Origin of the sequence: Burkholderia cepacia GG4, assembly GCF_000292915.1 — a bacterium.
Classification (GTDB): Bacteria; Pseudomonadota; Gammaproteobacteria; order Burkholderiales; family Burkholderiaceae; genus Burkholderia; species Burkholderia cepacia_D.
The window spans coordinates 3,247,852-3,265,650 of record NC_018513.1 but is presented as its reverse complement, the minus strand read 5'-3'; the positions used below and the strand labels follow the sequence as shown (position 1 = coordinate 3,265,650).

Annotated in this window: 16 protein-coding genes, 1 rRNA gene and 1 pseudogene; 11 read left to right on the top strand and 7 right to left on the bottom strand. The window is 64.3% G+C overall.

The annotated features are described in order from the left end of the window. Nucleotides 1-104 precede the first annotated feature (104 nt). From paaK to paaN, 5 genes are all read right to left on the bottom strand, one after another. The gene (paaK, locus tag GEM_RS14850; protein ID WP_014898201.1) at nucleotides 105-1,403 is read right to left on the bottom strand and encodes a phenylacetate--CoA ligase PaaK; all 1,299 of its coding nucleotides are present in this window, start codon (nucleotides 1,401-1,403) and stop codon (nucleotides 105-107) included. Nucleotides 1,404-1,441: 38 nt separating this feature from the next. Continuing rightward, the gene (gene paaI, locus GEM_RS14845) at nucleotides 1,442-1,894 is read right to left on the bottom strand and encodes a hydroxyphenylacetyl-CoA thioesterase PaaI (RefSeq protein WP_014898200.1); all 453 of its coding nucleotides are present in this window, start codon (nucleotides 1,892-1,894) and stop codon (nucleotides 1,442-1,444) included. A gap of 1 nt (nucleotide 1,895) precedes the next feature. Beyond that, on the bottom strand, nucleotides 1,896-2,687 hold the full coding sequence (paaG, locus tag GEM_RS14840; RefSeq protein ID WP_014898199.1) for a 2-(1,2-epoxy-1,2-dihydrophenyl)acetyl-CoA isomerase PaaG: 792 nt from the start codon (nucleotides 2,685-2,687) through the stop codon (nucleotides 1,896-1,898). 45 nt (nucleotides 2,688-2,732) lie between these two features. Next, on the bottom strand, nucleotides 2,733-3,935 hold the full coding sequence (gene pcaF / locus GEM_RS14835; protein ID WP_041490560.1) for a 3-oxoadipyl-CoA thiolase: 1,203 nt from the start codon (nucleotides 3,933-3,935) through the stop codon (nucleotides 2,733-2,735). A gap of 87 nt (nucleotides 3,936-4,022) precedes the next feature. Next, on the bottom strand, nucleotides 4,023-5,729 hold the full coding sequence (paaN, locus tag GEM_RS14830) for a phenylacetic acid degradation protein PaaN (protein WP_014898197.1): 1,707 nt from the start codon (nucleotides 5,727-5,729) through the stop codon (nucleotides 4,023-4,025). Between the two features lie 129 nt (nucleotides 5,730-5,858). Between paaN and GEM_RS14825 the strand changes: the two genes are divergently transcribed. Next, complete coding sequence (locus GEM_RS14825) at nucleotides 5,859-6,635, top strand: enoyl-CoA hydratase (RefSeq protein WP_014898196.1); 777 nt, start codon at nucleotides 5,859-5,861, stop codon at nucleotides 6,633-6,635. Between the two features lie 231 nt (nucleotides 6,636-6,866). Here GEM_RS14825 and GEM_RS14820 read toward each other — a convergent pair. After that, nucleotides 6,867-7,421 (bottom strand): annotated as a pseudogene (locus GEM_RS14820) (LysR family transcriptional regulator); the annotation flags it as partial. A gap of 376 nt (nucleotides 7,422-7,797) precedes the next feature. Here GEM_RS14820 and GEM_RS14815 point away from each other — a divergent pair. The 8 genes from GEM_RS14815 to GEM_RS14780 all read left to right on the top strand — a co-directional run bounded on the left by GEM_RS14815 (nucleotide 7,798) and on the right by GEM_RS14780 (nucleotide 14,559). Next, complete coding sequence (locus GEM_RS14815) at nucleotides 7,798-8,262, top strand: RidA family protein (RefSeq protein ID WP_014896992.1); 465 nt, start codon at nucleotides 7,798-7,800, stop codon at nucleotides 8,260-8,262. Nucleotides 8,263-8,535: 273 nt separating this feature from the next. Further along, the gene (locus tag GEM_RS14810) at nucleotides 8,536-8,955 is read left to right on the top strand and encodes an organic hydroperoxide resistance protein (protein ID WP_014896993.1); all 420 of its coding nucleotides are present in this window, start codon (nucleotides 8,536-8,538) and stop codon (nucleotides 8,953-8,955) included. 66 nt (nucleotides 8,956-9,021) lie between these two features. Then, nucleotides 9,022-9,348: a DUF4148 domain-containing protein gene (locus GEM_RS14805; RefSeq protein ID WP_014896994.1), complete on the top strand. Its 327-nt coding sequence runs from the start codon at nucleotides 9,022-9,024 to the stop codon at nucleotides 9,346-9,348. Between the two features lie 59 nt (nucleotides 9,349-9,407). Continuing rightward, nucleotides 9,408-9,734, top strand: a complete 327-nt coding sequence (locus tag GEM_RS14800) for a DUF4148 domain-containing protein (protein ID WP_014896995.1) — start codon at nucleotides 9,408-9,410, stop codon at nucleotides 9,732-9,734. Between the two features lie 74 nt (nucleotides 9,735-9,808). After that, on the top strand, nucleotides 9,809-10,138 hold the full coding sequence (locus tag GEM_RS14795) for a DUF4148 domain-containing protein (protein WP_041490487.1): 330 nt from the start codon (nucleotides 9,809-9,811) through the stop codon (nucleotides 10,136-10,138). 80 nt (nucleotides 10,139-10,218) lie between these two features. Further along, nucleotides 10,219-10,331, top strand: a 5S ribosomal RNA gene (rrf, locus tag GEM_RS14790). 342 nt (nucleotides 10,332-10,673) lie between these two features. Then, the gene (locus tag GEM_RS14785) at nucleotides 10,674-12,749 is read left to right on the top strand and encodes a molybdopterin-containing oxidoreductase family protein (protein WP_041490559.1); all 2,076 of its coding nucleotides are present in this window, start codon (nucleotides 10,674-10,676) and stop codon (nucleotides 12,747-12,749) included. A gap of 136 nt (nucleotides 12,750-12,885) precedes the next feature. Then, nucleotides 12,886-14,559, top strand: a complete 1,674-nt coding sequence (locus GEM_RS14780) for a long-chain fatty acid--CoA ligase (protein ID WP_014898193.1) — start codon at nucleotides 12,886-12,888, stop codon at nucleotides 14,557-14,559. 345 nt (nucleotides 14,560-14,904) lie between these two features. Here GEM_RS14780 and GEM_RS14775 read toward each other — a convergent pair whose 3' ends face one another. Next, nucleotides 14,905-16,062: a porin gene (locus GEM_RS14775; RefSeq protein WP_014898192.1), complete on the bottom strand. Its 1,158-nt coding sequence runs from the start codon at nucleotides 16,060-16,062 to the stop codon at nucleotides 14,905-14,907. A 277-nt stretch (nucleotides 16,063-16,339) separates the two neighbouring features. Between GEM_RS14775 and coq7 the strand changes: the two genes are divergently transcribed. Beyond that, nucleotides 16,340-16,966, top strand: coding sequence for a 2-polyprenyl-3-methyl-6-methoxy-1,4-benzoquinone monooxygenase (gene coq7, locus GEM_RS14770; RefSeq protein WP_014898191.1), 627 nt, complete (start codon nucleotides 16,340-16,342; stop codon nucleotides 16,964-16,966). Between the two features lie 387 nt (nucleotides 16,967-17,353). Next, entirely contained in the window at nucleotides 17,354-17,782 is a 429-nt protein-coding gene (mraZ, locus tag GEM_RS14765) for a division/cell wall cluster transcriptional repressor MraZ (protein WP_006400450.1), read from the top strand. The last annotated feature ends 17 nt before the right edge of the window (nucleotides 17,783-17,799 follow it).

Below are 17,799 nucleotides of genomic sequence, written 5' to 3'. Positions count from 1 at the left end.
GCGCGTCAAAACGAAACAGCCCGATCGGTGTTCGCCGGTCGGGCTGTTTTTTTTGGGCGCGCGCCGCATGGCTGTTCCGCGCGGCCGTCGTGCAGCGGCGGCTATCAGCCCTTGCGCTTGTCCACGACGCGGCGTGCCTTGCCGACCGAGCGTTCGATCCCGTTTACGGGCAGCACGTTGATCACGGCGGTCACGCCGATCAGCGACTTGATGTCGTGTGCGAGCGCCTGGCTGGCCGCGCGGATCGCCGCCGTGTCGGGGGCCGTTTCGGGACACGGCTCGACGTTGAGCGTCAGCACGTCGAGCGGACCTTCCTTCGTCAGCACGATCTGATAGTGCGGGGCGAGCGCGTGCTGCTTCAGCAGTTGTTCCTCGATCTGCGTCGGGAATACGTTGACGCCCCGCACGATCATCATGTCATCCGATCGGCCGGTGATCTTTTCCATCCGGCGCATCGTGCGGGCGGTACCGGGCAGCAGGCGCGTGAGGTCGCGGGTCCGGTAGCGGATGATCGGCAGCGCCTCCTTCGTCAGCGATGTGAAGACCAGCTCGCCGAGTTCGCCGTCCGGAAGGACTTCGCCGGTCTCGGGGTCGATGATCTCCGGGTAGAAGTAGTCTTCCCAGATGGTCGGGCCGTCCTTGGTCTCGACGCATTCCGACGCGACGCCGGGCCCCATCACTTCGGACAGCCCATAGATGTCGACTGCGTCGATCCCCATCCGCTGCTCGATCGCGACACGCATGTCGTTGGTCCAGGGTTCGGCGCCGAAGATGCCGATACGCAGCGAGCATTGTGCGGGGTCGAGGCCCTGGCGCTCGATCTCGTCGGCGATCGACAGCATGTAGCTCGGCGTTACCATGATGATGTCGGGCCGGAAGTCCTGGATCAGCTGCACCTGCTTCTCGGTCTGGCCGCCGCCGAACGGGATCACGGTCAGCCCCGCGCGTTCCGCGCCGTAGTGTGCGCCGAGCCCGCCGGTGAACAACCCGTAGCCGTAGCTGACGTGTACCTTGTCGCCACGCCGCGCGCCGGCCGCGCGGATCGAGCGCGCGACCAGATTCGCCCACGTGTCGATGTCGCGCGCCGTATAGCCGACGACGGTCGGTTTGCCGGTCGTGCCCGACGACGCGTGAATGCGCGAGATCTGATCCTGCGGTACAGCGAACATCCCGAACGGGTAGCTGTCGCGCAGGTCGCTCTTGGTCGTGAACGGGAAGCGCGACAGGTCGGCGAGCGTCTTCAGGTCGTCGGGGTGTACACCCGCTTCGTCGAATTTGCGGCGATAGACGGGGGAGTGTTCATACGCATGTCGGAGCGACCACTTCAGGCGTTCGAGCTGCAGCGCGGTCAGCTCGTCGCGTGAGGCGGTCTCGATCGGCTCGAGCGGTAGCGGGGTAGTCATGCCTGTCTCCAGTGTTTGTTATGAGCGAGCCGTTGATGTCAGCGGTCTTCCGGAAGGACCATGCCCTTGATCTGGGTCGATCTACCGCGAAACATCGCGACCGTTTCGCCTCGCTGGTTCGTGACGCGGATGTCGTAGATGCCGTGCCGGCCGCTGCGCGTCTGCTCGATCGCCTCGGCCGTCAGCAAGTCGTTGCCGTAAACGGGACGCAGGTATTCGATCGAGCAGCCGGCCGCAACGGCATTCAGGTTGTACGAGTTGCATGCGAACGCGAACGTCGAATCGGCGAGCGTGAAGATGATGCCGCCGTGGCAGGTCTGGTGCCCGTTCAGGAATTCCGGCCTCACACGCATCTGCAGCCGTGCGTAGCCGGCACGCACCTCGGCGATTTCCATGCCGAACGCGCGACTGCACGCGTCAGCGTCGTACATGGCCCGCGCGGTGGCGCGGGCGAGCGAATCGGGGTCGAGCGTGTCGGTGGCGGTCGTCATGTCAATGCCCCTCGAAACGCGGCGCGCGCTTCTCGATGAATGCCCTGACGCCTTCCGCGTAGTCGTGTGACTGGCCAAGCTTGCGCTGCAGGTCGCGCTCCAGGTCGAGTTGCTGGTCGAGCGTGTTCGTGACGCTGTCGCGCATCGACTGCTTGATCGACGCGATCGCGAGCGTCGGTTGCTGCGCGAGCTGGTTCGCGAGCTGTCGGGCCGACGCGGCGAGCGCGTCGTCGTCGACCGCGCGCCAGATCAAGCCCCATTGTTCGGCCTGTTCGGCGCCAAGCTTGTCGCCGGTCAAGGCGAGCCCCAGCGCGCGTGCCATGCCCACGCGTTGCGGCAGGAACCATGTGCCGCCCGAATCGGGCACGAGCCCGATCTTCACGAAAGCCTGGATGAAACTGCTCGAGCGCGCGGCGAACACGAGATCGCAGGCGAGCGCGAGGTTCGCGCCGGCGCCGGCCGCCGTGCCGTTGACAGCGGCGATTACCGGAATCGGCATGCGTTGGAGGCGGCGGATCAGCGGATTGAAATGCTCGTCGATCAGTGTGCCGAGATCCGTGGACGCGCCCGGCGTGAAGTCGAGGTCGGCCAGGTCCTGGCCCGCGCAGAAGCCGCGCCCGGCACCCGTCAGGATCAGCGCCCGTGCGCCGGCTGCTTCCACTTCATCGAGTGCCGACTGCAGTTCGCGGTGCATCGCGCGTGTGAAGCTGTTGAGCTTGTCCGGGCGGTTGAGGGTGATTGTGGCCACGCGGGCCGCCTGATCGATATCCAGCTGGATCGCCTGATATGACATGCAGTGTCTCCTTCATGAATTCGTTATAGGCGCGCGGCGCGTCGGCTACACGCGTTCGATGGCGAGTGCGATGCCTTGGCCGACGCCGATGCACATCGTACAAAGCGCAAAACGGCCGCCCGTACGCTCGAGTTGGTGAAGCGCGGTGGTCACGAGCCGGGCGCCCGATGCACCGAGCGGGTGGCCCAGCGCGATCGCACCGCCGTTCGGGTTCACGCGCGGATCGTCGTCTGCGACGCCGAGCATGCGCAGCACCGCAAGACCCTGCGACGCGAACGCTTCGTTCAGCTCGATCACGTCGAACTGGTCGATCGACATGCCGAGCTGGCGCAGCAGCTTCTGCGCGGCCGGCGCCGGGCCGATGCCCATCACGCGCGGTTCGACGCCGGCAGTCGCCATGCCGATGACGCGTGCGCGGCGGCGCAGCCGATATTCATCGGCGGCTTCCGCGTTGGCGAGGAGCAGCGCGCATGCACCGTCGTTGACGCCCGACGCGTTGCCGGCCGTCACCGAGCCGTCCGGGCGCACGACACCCTTCAGCTTCGCAAGCGCTTCGAGCGAGGTCTCGCGCGGATGCTCGTCGCGCGACACGACCAGCGCGTCGCCTTTCTTCTGCGCAATCGTGACCGGGACGATTTCCGCGGCAAGCGTGCCGTCCTGCTGCGCACGCGCGGCCTTCTGCTGGCTGCGCAGCGCGAACAGATCCTGGTCGGCACGGCTGATGTTGTAGTCGACTGCGACGTTCTCGGCCGTCTCCGGCATCGAATCGACGCCATGCAGCTGTTTCATCAGCGGATTGACGAAGCGCCAGCCGATCGTCGTGTCGAAAATGTCGGCCTGACGGGCGAATGCGCTGGCGGCCTTGCCCATCACGAAGGGCGCGCGCGTCATGCTTTCGACGCCGCCCGCGATCATCAAACGTGCCTCGCCTGCCTTGATCGCGCGTGCGGCCGTGCCGACCGCGTCCATGCCCGAGCCGCACAGCCGGTTCAGCGTCGTGCCCGGCACGGCGGTCGGCAGGCCCGCCAGCAGCGCGGACATGCGCGCGACGTTGCGGTTGTCCTCGCCGGCCTGGTTCGCGCAGCCGTAGATCACGTCATCGATCGCCGACCAGTCGACGTCGCGGTTGCGTTCGATCAGCGCCTTGAGCGGCACCGCACCGAGATCGTCGGCTCGAACGTCTTTCAGGGCGCCGCCGTAGCGGCCGATGGGGGTGCGAATCGCGTCGCAGATGTAGGCGTCTGTCATGGGCGTATCGATGTGCAACGAACCCGCCGGTTGGCGGATTCGTTCATGGTAGAGAACGTGGCGGCGTTTGCACGTCGGCCATTCGGGTTATGCCGTCTGGCCAGCTTCCGCGGGCGCTGCCTTCGGCGCAACATGGACTCGGCTTTGCACCACGCGGAACCGGTTGGCGACGAACGCCGGGTCGGCCAGCGCCGCGTTGGCTGCCGGGTTTGCACCGGTGCCGTGGAAGTCGGAGAACGCGGCCGACTGATTGACGAACACCCCGCCCGTCAGGTTGATCGACAGCGCGACGCCGCCACGCACCGCGGCATCGTGTGCAGCGTCGAGGGTCTGGTCGTCGGTGCTGTAGACGGAGAGCGTCAGCGCGCCATGCTCCGCGGCGATTTCGCCGGCGAGATCGAGCGACTGTGCGGTCGAGTCGGTCGCGATCACGAACGAGATCGGGCCGAACCACTCCTGCGTGAATTTCGCGCGGTCGGCCACGTCGAGCTGCAGCACGAGCGGCGTGCGCACACGTGCGTCGGGGAACGCCGGGTGCTGGAGCGTCTGGCTGTCGGCGAGCACGCGGCCGAGCTTGCGGGCGTCGTCGATGCGTGCGGTCACGCCGTCGTTCTGGATCGCGCCGATCAGTTCGACCGAGCGCGCCGGGTCGCTGGTGAGCTTCTGTACGGAGACGGCGATCGCCTGGGCGACTTCGTCGAAGCTCGCATGGCCATCCGCCGTCCGGATGCCGTCGCGCGGCACGTAGATATTCTGCGGTGCCGTGCACATCTGGCCGGAGTACAGCGCCAGCGAGAATGCGATGTTCTTGGCAGCGGCCTTCAGGTCGTCGGTCGAGTCGATTACGATCTGGTTGACGCCCGCCTTCTCCGTATACACCTGTGCCTGATGGGCATGGCGTTCGAGCCACGTGCCGTTTTGCGTGCTGCCGGTGAAGTCGATCAGCTTGATTTCGGGGCGCAACGCGAGGTCCTGCACGAGCGCGCCGTCGTTCGGTTCGGTCGCGAGGAGCGTGACGACGTTCGGATCGAAGCCGGCGTCGCGCAGCACGTCGCGCGCGATGCGGACCGTGATCGCGAGCGGCAGGATCGCGCCCGGGTGCGGTTTGACGATCACGGTGTTGCCGGTCGCCAGGTCGGCGAACAGGCCGGGGTAGCCGTTCCAGGTCGGGAACGTGCAGCAGCCGAGCACGAGGCCGGTGCCGCGCGGGACGACCGTATAGCGCTTGTGCATCGCGAGCGGCGGATTCTTGCCCTGCGGCTTTTCCCAGTGCGCATCGGCGGGGATGCGGCGCAGTTCGTCCCATGCATAGGCGACCGCTTCGAGCGCACGATCCTGCGCGTGCGGGCCGCCGGCCTGGAACGCCATCATGAACGCCTGGCCCGTGGTGTGCATCACGCTGTAGGCAATCTCGAAGCTCGCGCGGTTCAGGCGCGCGAGGATTTCGAGGCTGACGCCGATCCAGGCGCTCGGGCCGGCTTCGCGCCACGCGCGCTGAGCGGCGGCGGCCGCGGCAATCAGCTCGTCGGGCGTCGATTTCGGATAGCGGATGCCCAGCGCGATCCCGTACGGCGACTGCTCCGCGCCGACGGTTCCGCCGGATGCCGGCTGGTCTAGTCCGAACGTGCTGTCGAGGTGGGCTTTGAACGCGGCTTCACCATCGGCATTGGCGCTTTCCCCGTACACTTTGGGACTCGGCATTTCCGCGAACGGGCTCCAGTACCCGCGGCTCTCGATGGCGGCGAGGGCGTGTTTCAGCGTGTCTTCGTGCTTCGTGAACAGTGCATGGGTCATGACGGCGGCCTGATGGACGTTGAGAAGGGTTGGATCGATTAATTAACCGACCGGTTGGTCGGAGAATGGTAGCATCAAACTATTCGCATGTGCGAGGCGTTTCTCATTTCATTGATCGAGGAGAAATAGATGTCTTACGAGAACATCCTGGTGGAGACCCGTGGACGAGTCGGGCTGGTCACGCTGAACCGTCCGAAGGCGCTGAACGCGCTGAACGATGCGCTGATGGATGAATTGGGCGCTGCGCTGAAAGCGTTCGACGCGGACGACGATATCGGCGCGATCATCGTGACGGGCAGCGAAAAGGCGTTCGCGGCCGGGGCCGACATCGGCATGATGGCGACCTATTCCTATATGGATGTCTACCGCGGCGACTACATCACGCGTAACTGGGAGACCATCCGCGAGATCCGCAAGCCGATCATTGCCGCCGTGTCGGGCTTTGCGCTCGGTGGTGGCTGCGAACTCGCGATGATGTGCGACATCATCTTCGCGGCAGATACGGCCAAGTTCGGCCAGCCCGAAATCAAGCTGGGCGTCATGCCGGGCGCGGGCGGCACGCAACGCCTGCCGCGCGCAGTATCGAAGGCGAAGGCCATGGACATGTGCCTGACCGCGCGCTTCATGGACGCGGCCGAGGCGGAGCGAGCCGGGCTCGTGTCGCGCGTGCTGCCGGCCGACAAGTTGCTCGACGAAGCGATTGCCGCTGCGACGACGATTGCCGAGTTTTCGCTGCCGGCGGTCATGATGGTCAAGGAGTCGGTGAACCGCGCATACGAGACGACGCTGGCCGAAGGCGTTCATTTCGAGCGTCGACTGTTCCATTCGCTGTTCGCGACGGAGGACCAGAAGGAGGGGATGGCGGCATTCGTCGAGAAGCGGAAGCCGGTATTCAAGAACCGCTGATTCGGCGGCGACGGGCGGAGCCTGGCGAGCGACTGGTATCGGTCGCCGGGGTGATCGGCCGATGCAACGAACCCAAAGCCCCCGTGCGCGGCAGCGCACGGGGGCTTTTTCAAAATATTTTCACAAAGGGGCTTGCGGAGATGGGGCAGGGTGCTTAGAATCACGCCTCTTTCGCGCTAACGGAAACGCAGCGCGGGAGGGAAGGGAAGCGGTGCTGTCGGGGTTGTTGTAGCGACCCAGGCGCACACGAAGTTGAACCCCAACCGTCGCAACGACGACGAGTTCGGCGTCCTCGAGCTTGCGCGCGACCAGGCTCGAATCCGCCGGCGCGCGGCCGCGGATCGCCAGGTCGAAACCCTCCTCGGCGAAGTCGATGTTGCGATTGCTCAGGTGTGTTTCGACGCGTACGTCCGGATATTGCTCGCGAAATGCGGGCAGCAGCGGCAGCACGCGATAGTGTCCGTACGGCGTCGGCATGCTGATGCGCAACACGCCCGCCGGGGTCGCCTGCTGGCCCGTCGCTTCGCGCTCCGCGTCGACGAGCTGCGACAGCGCATCACGGCATTGCTCGAAGTAGCGCCGCCCGGAATCGGTCAGGCGGATCTGCCGCGTCGTGCGTACGAACAGGCGTACGCCGAGACGCTCCTCGAGCCGCGCGACCGACCGGCTGACCGCGGCCGGCGTGACGCTCGCCGCGGCTGCCGCGAGCGTGAAGCTGCCGAGTTCGGCCGCCAGGCAGAACAGCTCGATGCTGCCGAGCAGCAGATCGTCGAATTTTCTTTGCATGGGCCCGCTCCTGCTGTCTCCGGTGCTTGGCGCGATCTCAAGTCGGTGAGTCCACCGAGCGCTTGCGATTGGGCATCGGGCTTCCCGTCTGCCGGCGCCCGTTGCTTGCGTCGCGGGAGTCGAAGCAGCGAGTGTGCATGAATCCCGGGCGCGAAACCAGCGCACCGACGCGCGCGGCAGGCGGCGCCGGACGACCCTCCGGCACGCGTTCGCGCCGCTTCGTGCCGCGCGCGATTCGTTACATCGCGTGTCGAATCAATTGCGCGAACGATATTTACCGGCATCGACCGCATCACTAGAGTGACTGACAGAGGCCCTGGCGAGCGAAGCTTCCGCGCGGCGGCCGCCCAATCAAACTTCCCCGAAGGAGCACGCAATGACGATCGAACAGAAGCTGGCCGAACTCGGCTTCACGCTACCCGAACCGCCGCAACCGCTTGGCAGCTATACGGCCGTCAGCGAAGCCGGCAACCTGTTGTTCGTTTCCGGACAACTGCCGCTCGTCGACGGCAAGGTCTTCTATACGGGCCGTGTCGGCGAACAGCTGAGCGTCGATGACGGGCGTCACGCGGCGCAGCTCGCCGCGCTGAACGTGCTCGCGCAGATCAGAAGGCACCTGGGCGGGTTCGACCGCCTGCATCACATCGTGCGAGTCGAGGGACACGTCGCATCGGCCGACGGCTTCTACGGTCAGCCGGCCGTGATCGACGGTGCGTCCGACCTGTTTGCCGCGGTGCTCGGCGACAAGGCGGGACACGCGCGCTCGGCCTTTTCCCAGCACCAGTTGCCGGCCGACGCGGCCGTGATCCTGGTCGTGATCGCTGAAATCCGCCCGGCATAACCGGGTTGTCGCCCCCGAGGCAGCAGCGAGTCCACGGGGCGTCTGCCCTGCCCGCCGTGAAATTTCCCGCCTGCTTCGTCTTTTGAATATAAGGGAGTGATCGCCAGAAAGCCTTGCTCCACAAGGCCGTACACGATCCAGATACATTGAAATACAAAATGTCGCATGCGATTTAATCGAATCCGCTTGACGCGATGGATCGCCTCGACCAAACTGCATCGCATGCGATCGAATCGCATCAGAGGAAAACCTTCAAACCTGACGGAGTGAATGATGAGCAAGATCGAAAAAGTGCTGTACACGGGCAAGACGCACACGACTTCCGGCGGCCGCGACGGCGCGGCGCGCAGTTCCGACGGCCGCCTCGACATCCAGCTGTCGTCGCCGGGCAGCGCCGGCACCGGCACCAATCCGGAACAGCTGTTCGCGGCCGGCTGGTCGGCCTGCTTCATCGGCGCGATGCAGCTTGCGGCGCGCGCGGCAAAGGTGACGCTGCCGGCCGACCTCGCAGTCGATGCCGAAGTCGACCTCGGCATGGGCGGCAATGCGTACTTCCTGCAGGCCCGCCTGAACGTGAGCGCGCCAGGGTTCGATCGTGACGTCGTGCAGCAGATCGTCGATACCGCGCATCAGACTTGCCCGTATTCGAAGGCGACGCGCGGCAACATCGATGTCGAGATCCGCATCGTCTGAACATTGCATTGGGCGGCCAGCTGCCGCCCTCCCGACTGTCCTGCCATCTTCTTGTCGAGGTGAATGATGAAAACCCGATTGATCGCCGCCGTTCTCGTTGCCGTGTCCGCTGCCGTTGCCGCGCCGGCCTTCGCCAGTGAAGCCGTCGTGACCCGTGCGCAAGTGCGCGCCGAGCTCGTGCAGCTTGAAAAGACCGGCTATGCGCTGAACCGCGCAAGCGACGCGACCTACCCGGACAACCTGCAGGCCGCGTTGACGCAGATCCAGGCCGACGATGCGGTGGCCAACTCGCCGTCGACGGCCGGCTACGGCGGCGACGCCAGTGCGTCGACGCAAGCGGGCCGACGCGCGGTCGTGCGCGTGGCCGAGCGGTCGATCTACTTCGGTCATTGAGCGCGGCCTGCACCGGCCTGAACCCCACATTTTTCCAACTGATTCTGTCGAGGTGAATGATGAAAACCCAATTGATCGCTGCCGTTCTCGTTGCCGTGTCCGCTGCCGTTGCCGCGCCCGCGTTTGCCAGTGAAGCCACCGTGACCCGTGCGCAAGTACGTGCCGAACTCGTGCAGCTGCAGCAAGCCGGCTATGTGCCGGGCCGCGCGAACGATCCGCACTATCCGGACAACCTCCAGGCCGCGCTGACGCGTATTCACGCGAACGACACCGTGGCGGCCGATACGGCGACGTCCGGTTATGGCAGCGATGCCGCGGCCGTCGCGCAATCGGGCAGCCGCCCTGCGACGCGCGTCGCCGAGCGCTCGATCTACTTCGGCCATTGAACGAAACCGCGATCGGCGCCGGTTGCCGGCGTGCGACGCTCACACTCCGCATACTCCTTTTTCCATCGAGGTAAATGATGAAGACCCAATTGATTGCAGCCCTGCTCGTCGCCGTGTCGGCTTCCGCTGCCGTGCCGGCATTCGCCGCCGAAAGTACCGTGACGCGTGCGCAGGTGCGTGCGGAGCTGGCCGCGCTCCAGAAGGCCGGCTATCTGCCGAGCCGCCCGAACGATCCGAACTATCCGGACAACCTGCAGGCGGCGCTGAGACAGATTCGCGACAACGATGCGGTCGCAGCCGATACGCAAGCATCCGGTTACGGCAGCAACGCCGACAGCGCAACGCAGTCCGGCCGCCGCAGCGCGATTCGCACGGCCGAGCGTTCGATCTATTTCGGGCATTGAGCGTTGCGACGGTTGGGGTTCAAAATTACTGCTTCTTCCCAGATTGGTCGCGCTGCGAAGCAACGCGACAACCCTCTTTGCCTGATGACCATAGCGAGTCGGTCCCACCCCTTCCCATCCCGAACAGGACCGTGAAACGACTCTACGCCGATGATAGTGCGGATTCCCGTGTGAAAGTAGGTAATCGTCAGGCTCCCTAAGCCAAGAACCCCCGCCCGAAAGGCGGGGGTTTTTGCATTGGTGCGGCGAAATTCACCATCCCGAGCCATTCCCCGGCCCCCGGCTCATTCGCTCGTATCTTCTTCGGCCCAAGAGCGATTCGTTTCGGCTGGACGAAGCCGCCACGCAGTGCCTTTCCCTCACCAACTCCACACCGATATCGCCGCACCGGCAGTTCGACGCTGGGCCCAGGGCCGATATTCACCATTCCCCGTTGCCGCTTTTCCGCCAAGCAGGCAGGAAACCCGCGTGAAATGAAGCCTTATTGGGCACACCCACGTAAAATCTGCGAATCTCGCTTTCCGCATCCAGAACGATGAACGTCGCCACCCAGATAGCTCGGGCCGTTTGCCCACACGATTGTCCGGACACGTGCGCAATGCGCGTGACCGTTGAAAACGGCAAGGCGATCAAGGTCACGGGCGATCCCGACCATCCGCCGACGCAAGGCGTGTTGTGCACGAAAGTCAGCCGATACGCCGACCGCGTTCATCATCCCGACCGTCTCACCGTTCCGCTCAAGCGCGTCGGTGCGAAGGGGGAAGGCCGCTTCGAGCCGATCAGCTGGAGCGAAGCGTTCGACGAGATCGGTCGCCGCCTCGGTGAAATCGCCGCGCGTGCGCCGGAGGCGATCGTGCCTTACAGCTATGCGGGAACGATGGGGCTTGTGCAGGGGGAGGGCATCGCGCAGCGGTTCTTCCACAAACTCGGCGCATCCAGGCTCGAGCGCGCGATCTGCGCGGCCGCCGGTGCGGCAGGGCTGCGTTATACGTATGGCGGAAGCGTCGGAATGCATCTCGAGCATTTCGAGGAGAGCGAACTGATCCTGATCTGGGGCGCGAATCCGATCGCATCGAGCCTGCATTTCTGGACGCGTGCGCAGGAAGCCAAGCGTCGCGGTGCCCGTCTGGTCGCAATCGATCCCTATCGCTCGCTGACGGCGGAGAAGTGTCATCAGCACATCGCACTGAAGCCTGGCACCGACGGCGCGTTCGCTCTCGGCATGATGTATGTGCTGATTACCGAAGATCTGCTCGATCATGACTACATCGAGCACCATACGCTGGGTTTCGATGCGCTCAAGGCGCGAGCCCTCTCCTATCCGCCGGAACGGGTCGCGCAGATTTGCGGCATCGAAGCATCCGAATTGATCGAACTCGCCCGCCGTTACGGCGCGACCCGCAAGGCATCGATCCGTCTCAATTACGGGATGCAGCGCGTGCGCGGCGGCGGCAATGCCGTGCGCGCAATCGCGAGCCTGCCTGCGCTGACGGGCGCGTGGCGCGACCGGGCCGGCGGGTTGCTGCTGTCGTCGTCGGAATCCGCACCGGTCAACCAGGCGGCGCTGCTGCGCCCCGATTTGATGCCCGGCTGGCCGCACAAGCTGCCGCGCATCATCAACATGAACGCGATCGGCGACGCGCTGCTGCATTCGGGCGATGCGACTTTCGGGCCGAAGGTCGAAGCGGTGATCGTCTACAACTCGAATCCGGTGGCCGTCGCGCCGGACTCGTCGAAAGTGGCCGCGGGTTTCGCACGCGAAGACCTGTTCACAGTCGTTCTCGAGCACTTCAAGACAGATACGGTCGATTTCGCCGACATTGTATTGCCGGCTACTACGCAGCTCGAGCATCTCGACGTCCACAAGTCGTATGGTCACACCTACGTGATGGCGAATCTGCCGGCGATTCCCCCGGTGGGAGAGGCGCGACCGAATACGGAGATCTTTCGCGGCATCGCGCGCAGCATGGGGCTCGAGGAGCCCGCGCTCTATCACAGCGACGAAGAGGTCGCGCGCGCGGCACTCCGCTGGGACGATCCGGCGCTCGACAGCGACTGGGACACCCTGAAGCGTGCCGGCTGGTTGAAGCTCAATTTGGCGGATGCTCCTTTCGCGAACGGCGGCTTCCGCACGCCGTCCGGCAAGTGCGAGTTCTACAGCGCGCGACTCGAGCAGATGGGCATGGATCCGGTGCCCGATTACCTGCCGCCGTACGAATCAGCCGAGGCCGCGCCCGAGCTGGCCGCGCGCTATCCGCTCGCGATGATTTCACCGCCGGCCCGGCATTTCCTGAACAGCACCTTCGTGAACGTGGACAGCCTGCGCAGCACGGAAGGCCAGCCGCACCTCGACATGCACCCAGCAGATGCCGCGGCGCGCGGCATCGGGGATGGGGACGTCGTACGCATCTTCAACGACCGCGGATCGATGCAGGCGGTGGCGAGAATTACCGATCGCGCACGCGAAGGTCTCGTCGTCGGCCTGTCGATCTGGTGGAAGAAATTGTCGGCGGACGGCCGGAACGCGAACGAAGTGACGAGCCAGGCGCTGACCGATCTCGGCAATTCGGCGACGTTTTACGATTGCCTCGTGGAAGTTGGCCGGATTTGACCGAACATCTCGATATGATTGGACAAATTTGTCCGTGAGTTCGAGGTGGTCATCTAACCCTGTTGTCTCGCGACGGGCGAGCCGCTACGATGCGTTTTAGCACGACCATTCGAAAATCTGTGAGGAGACGCGCAGTATGGACAAAATTTGGCTGAAATCGTACCCACCCGGCGTTCCAGCCGAAATTGACGCGTCCCCGTATCCCTCCATCCCGGATCTCCTCGACGAAAGCTTTCGGCAGTATCGCGACCGCAAGGCGTTCGTCTGCATGGGCAAGAGCATCACGTATGGCGAACTCGATGCGTTGTCGCGCCAGTTCGGCGCGTGGCTGCAGTCGCGCGGTCTGAAGCGCGGCGCGCGCGTCGCGCTCATGATGCCGAACGTGCTGCAATACCCGGTAGCGATCGTCGCGGTCCTGCGCGCGGGCTACACGGTCGTCAACGTCAACCCGCTCTATACGCCGCGCGAACTCGAACACCAGTTGAAGGACAGCGGGGCGGAGGCGATCGTCATCCTCGAGAATTTCGCGTCGACGCTTCAGGCCGTCATTGCAAACACCGCGGTCAAGCACGTCGTCGTCGCGTCGATGGGCGACTTGCTGGGCATCAAGGGCTGGCTCGTCAACTACGTCGTGCGCAACGTGAAGAAGATGGTGCCGGTCTGGCAGCTTCCGTCGTTCACGCGTTTCAAGGCTGCACTGTCGGAAGGCGCGCGGCAGACCTTCAAGCCGCAGAAGCTCGGCCCCGACGATGTCGCATTCCTCCAATACACGGGCGGTACGACGGGTGTCGCGAAGGGCGCGACGCTGTTGCACCGGAACATCGTGTCGAACGTGTTGCAGGCCGGCGCGTGGCACCATCCCGCGCACGAGAAGTACCCTGACGTGAAGCAGTTCGTGACGGTCGTCGCGCTGCCGCTCTATCACGTGTTTGCGCTGACGGTTTGCGGCTTCCTGACGATGCGCACGGGCGGCATGGGTATCCTGATCCCCAACCCGCGCGACATCGGCGGGATGATCAAGGAGTTGAAGGGGTACCAGATCTCGACGATTCCGGCCGTCAACACGCTGTACAACGCACTGCTGAACCATCCCGAATTCAACCAGCTCGACCTGTCGAAGCTCGTGATCGCCAACGGCGGCGGCATGGCGATCCAGGAAGGCGTCGCGAAGCGCTGGTATGAGAAGACCCATACGGCGATCGTCGAAGGGTATGGCCTGTCGGAAACCTCGCCGGTCGCGACCTGCAACCCGGTGACGGCGACTGAGTACAGCGGGACGATCGGCCTGCCGCTGCCGTCCACCGAGGTTGCGATCCGCGACGACGCGGGTAACGATGTCGCACTCGGTGAACCGGGCGAGATCTGCATCCGCGGGCCGCAGGTCATGGCCGGCTACTGGAACCGTCCGGAAGAAACCGAGAAGGTCATGTGCCCGGACGGGTTCTTCAAGACCGGCGACGTCGGCGTGATGGACGCGCGCGGTTACGTGAAGATCGTCGATCGGAAGAAGGACATGATTCTCGTATCCGGTTTCAACGTGTATCCGAACGAAGTCGAGGACGTGGTGGCGTCGCACCCGGGCGTGTTCGAGGTGGCGGCGGTCGGCGTGCCGGACGAGCACTCGGGCGAAGCCGTGAAGCTGTTCGTCGTGAAGAAGGACCCGGCACTCACCGACAAGGACATCCTCGCGTATTGCAAGGAGCGGCTCACCGGCTACAAGCGGCCGAAACTCGTCGAGTTCCGCACGGAGCTGCCGAAGACGAACGTCGGCAAGATCCTGCGGCGCGAACTGCGCGACGGCCGCGCGTAATACCGAAGTCGAACGAACGAGCCCGGCCTGTGCCGGGCTTAATAGGATGGTCAGCCCGATCCTCACTCAGTGGACTACGCTGAGTGAGGATTTTGTCCTTTCAGGGGGCCATCATGAACACGGTATCGCTAGTCGGGTCATCGGCGGCCGCTCGCGGGTCGAACGGTGCAGGACTTCGGCGCACGCGGCCGCGGGCGCTCCATCGGCGAAGTGCCGCGAATGTGCCGGGTCACCGCGCATGCATCGCCCGACGATCATCTGGCGCAACGCTAACGCTTCGCTACCACAATAGAAAAAGGCGCCCGAAGGCGCCTTCAATATGCTGCGGCTTGTCAGGCAAGCTGATTAGAACTTGTGACGGATGCCGACGCGAGCTGCGACCTGGTTGCTGGTGGTCGACGGGTCGAGACCGTTGATCGAAGCATGGGCCTGAACGACGTTGCCTTCTGCGTCGAGCGCGTTGCCCGATGCATGCTGGTACACGCCGATCACGTAGACGTCCGTGCGCTTCGACAGGAAGTAGTCGACGCCCAGCGAGCCTTGGTGGTACTTGGCTGCCGAGTTGCCGTCGACCTTGCTGCCTTGCGTGTAGTCGTACGCGGCGCCGACGATGAGCGCCGGGGTCAGCTGATACTTGAAGTTGATTTCGCCGTTGTTGAACGTCGCGGTCTGGTCCACGAACGGACCAACCGAGAAGCCCTTGAACTTCGTGTTCGAGTACGTCGCGCCGATGGTCGCTGCGCCGAACGTGTAGGCGCCGCCCGCACCGATGACCTGGTACGTGTTCGCGCTGTTCGCGTACGCGCCGTAGACCGGCGACGACACGGCCGTCGCGGCAGCCGATGCGCCGGTGTTGAACATGCCGCCGAAGTTCGCCGGCGTGCGTGCGTTCAAGTAGCCGACACCCAGGACGAGCGGGCCGTTGTTGTACCCGGCACCGAGCGACCAGACCTGGTTCTTCGAGAACTGGCCGGCCTGACCGCCGAAGCTGTACATGCCGCCGAACGAGAAGCCGGCGTAGGTCGGGCTCGTGTACTTGACCGCGTTGTTCACACGGTACGCGTTGTTGAAGTTGTCGAGGTCGCCCGGGTGAGCAGCGATGTAGCCGCCCCACTGGTCGCCTGCCTCGAGCGGGCCGACGAAGTCGACGACGGAGTCGTACTGGCGACCCAGCGTGACCGTGCCGTACTGGCTCGACAGGCCGACGTACGCCTGACGACCGAACATCAGGCCGCCCTGGCCGAGCTTGCCGGAGTTGACGTCAAAACCGTTCTCGAGCACGAAGATCGCCTTCAGGCCGGCGCCCAGATCTTCGGTACCGCGCAGGCCGAAGCGGCTGCCTTGCATCACGCCGCTTGCCAGACCGTACAGATGGCCGCCCTTCGCGTTGTTGTTGAAGATGAGGCCTTCATCGATGATGCCGTAAAGCGTCACGCTGCTTTGCGCATGGGCTGCGCCAGCAAACGCGCCCAGCGCGACGAGCGCGAGAAGCGACTTTTTCATTAACGGATCTCCAAGATTCACTGAATTTTTTTGGCGGGGCGGATAGTTATGTTGTGTTGACGGGCCCCATCAACTTCGCAAGAAGTCGCTCGTAATGTAGCAAAGCCGATTTTTCCGACAAAGCGAAATGCCGTGGCGCAAGGCCGCCATGTTTCCTTTATGCAACAATGGTTAAAATCACGGGTTAACCGCAATTTCCGCTGAATAATCAAGTCGGTTACACAGCCGGACACGTGCCTTTGCCGCTCGCGGCAGCACACGCAGCCAGGAGAACAGGATGGTGTTGGATGAACTGATCAGCGAATTCGATCGCGGCTTGCGATCGCTGACCGGCATTAGCCGGATGAGCCGCGCGGTGCCCGTGCCGGCGGAGCCGCCGGCCGGCGAATTGACGCCCGCGGAGCGCACGCATGCCGCCGGGCTGATGCGCGTGAACCACGTCGGCGAAGTCTGTGCGCAGGCGCTCTATCAGGCGCAGAAGCTGACCGCGCGCTCGGCGTCGTCGAAGGCGATGTTCGAGGAGGCCGCGCGCGAGGAGGAGGACCATCTCGCCTGGACCGCGCACCGGCTGAAGGAACTCGATTCGCGCCCGAGCCTCCTCAACCCGCTGTGGTACGCCGGTGCGCTCGCGATCGGCGTCGCGGCCGGCACGCTGGGCGACAAGGTCAGCCTTGGCTTCATGGCGGAGACGGAGCGTCAGGTCGAGAGCCATCTCGACGGGCACCTGTCCGAGTTGCCGGCGACCGATACGGCATCGCGTGCGATCGTCGAGCAGATGCGACTCGACGAGGTGAAGCACGGCAAGGCAGCGACCGACGCCGGCGGGATCGAACTGCCGCTGCCCGCGCGCATGCTGATGCGCGCCGCGTCGAAAGTCATGACGAGCACTGCATACTATCTGTGACATTTGTGCCGGGGCGGCGCACGACGCCGCCCCGGTTCGCCGCCCCCGATACCGCCCGTTTTTTCCGCGTTTTCCCGCCCCCGAAAGCCTCGTCCGCACGCCAGTCTGGCCCACCTTTCTCACGTATCACCTTCACAAGTTGCACTAGCTCATTCATTTATAACGGTTTTTAGAATGAGGGGTGGCATGAGCATGTGCGCGTAAGTCCTTGTTCTAACTAACAAAATTCGTCAAAAATCCGGGCCGCTCCCTTGACCGTGCCAAACCCTTCCTCTAAAGTGGGAGACAGTGTGAGAAAGTGTATTTTTGTGTGATTTAGCGAGCCATTCCGGCTAAATTCTGAGGCGTTGAGCGGGTGCTTCGGTGCCCTGAACGGGAGAGCGGAACGTGTTCCAAGGGGCGTCGGCGCTGACGCTCGATGCGAAAGGGCGGATGTCGGTGCCGGCTCGCTATCGCGAAGCGCTGCAAGGACAGGCAGAAGGACGGGTGACTGTGACCAAGCACCCGGACGGCTGCCTGTTGCTGTTTCCGCGCCCCGAATGGGAGGTTTTCCGCGCCAAGATCGCCGCGCTGCCGATGGACGCGCACTGGTGGCGGCGCATTTTTCTCGGCAATGCGATGGATGTCGATCTCGACAGCGCGGGCCGGATTCTCGTATCGCCCGAGCTGCGGATGGCGGCCGGACTGGAAAAGGAAGTCATGTTGTTGGGAATGGGTAGTCACTTCGAGCTGTGGGATTCGCAGACCTACATCGCGAAGGAGCAGGCAGCGATGGCGCAGGGCATGCCCGACGCGCTGAAAAACTTTACGTTCTGATTGCGGTGACGGAGACG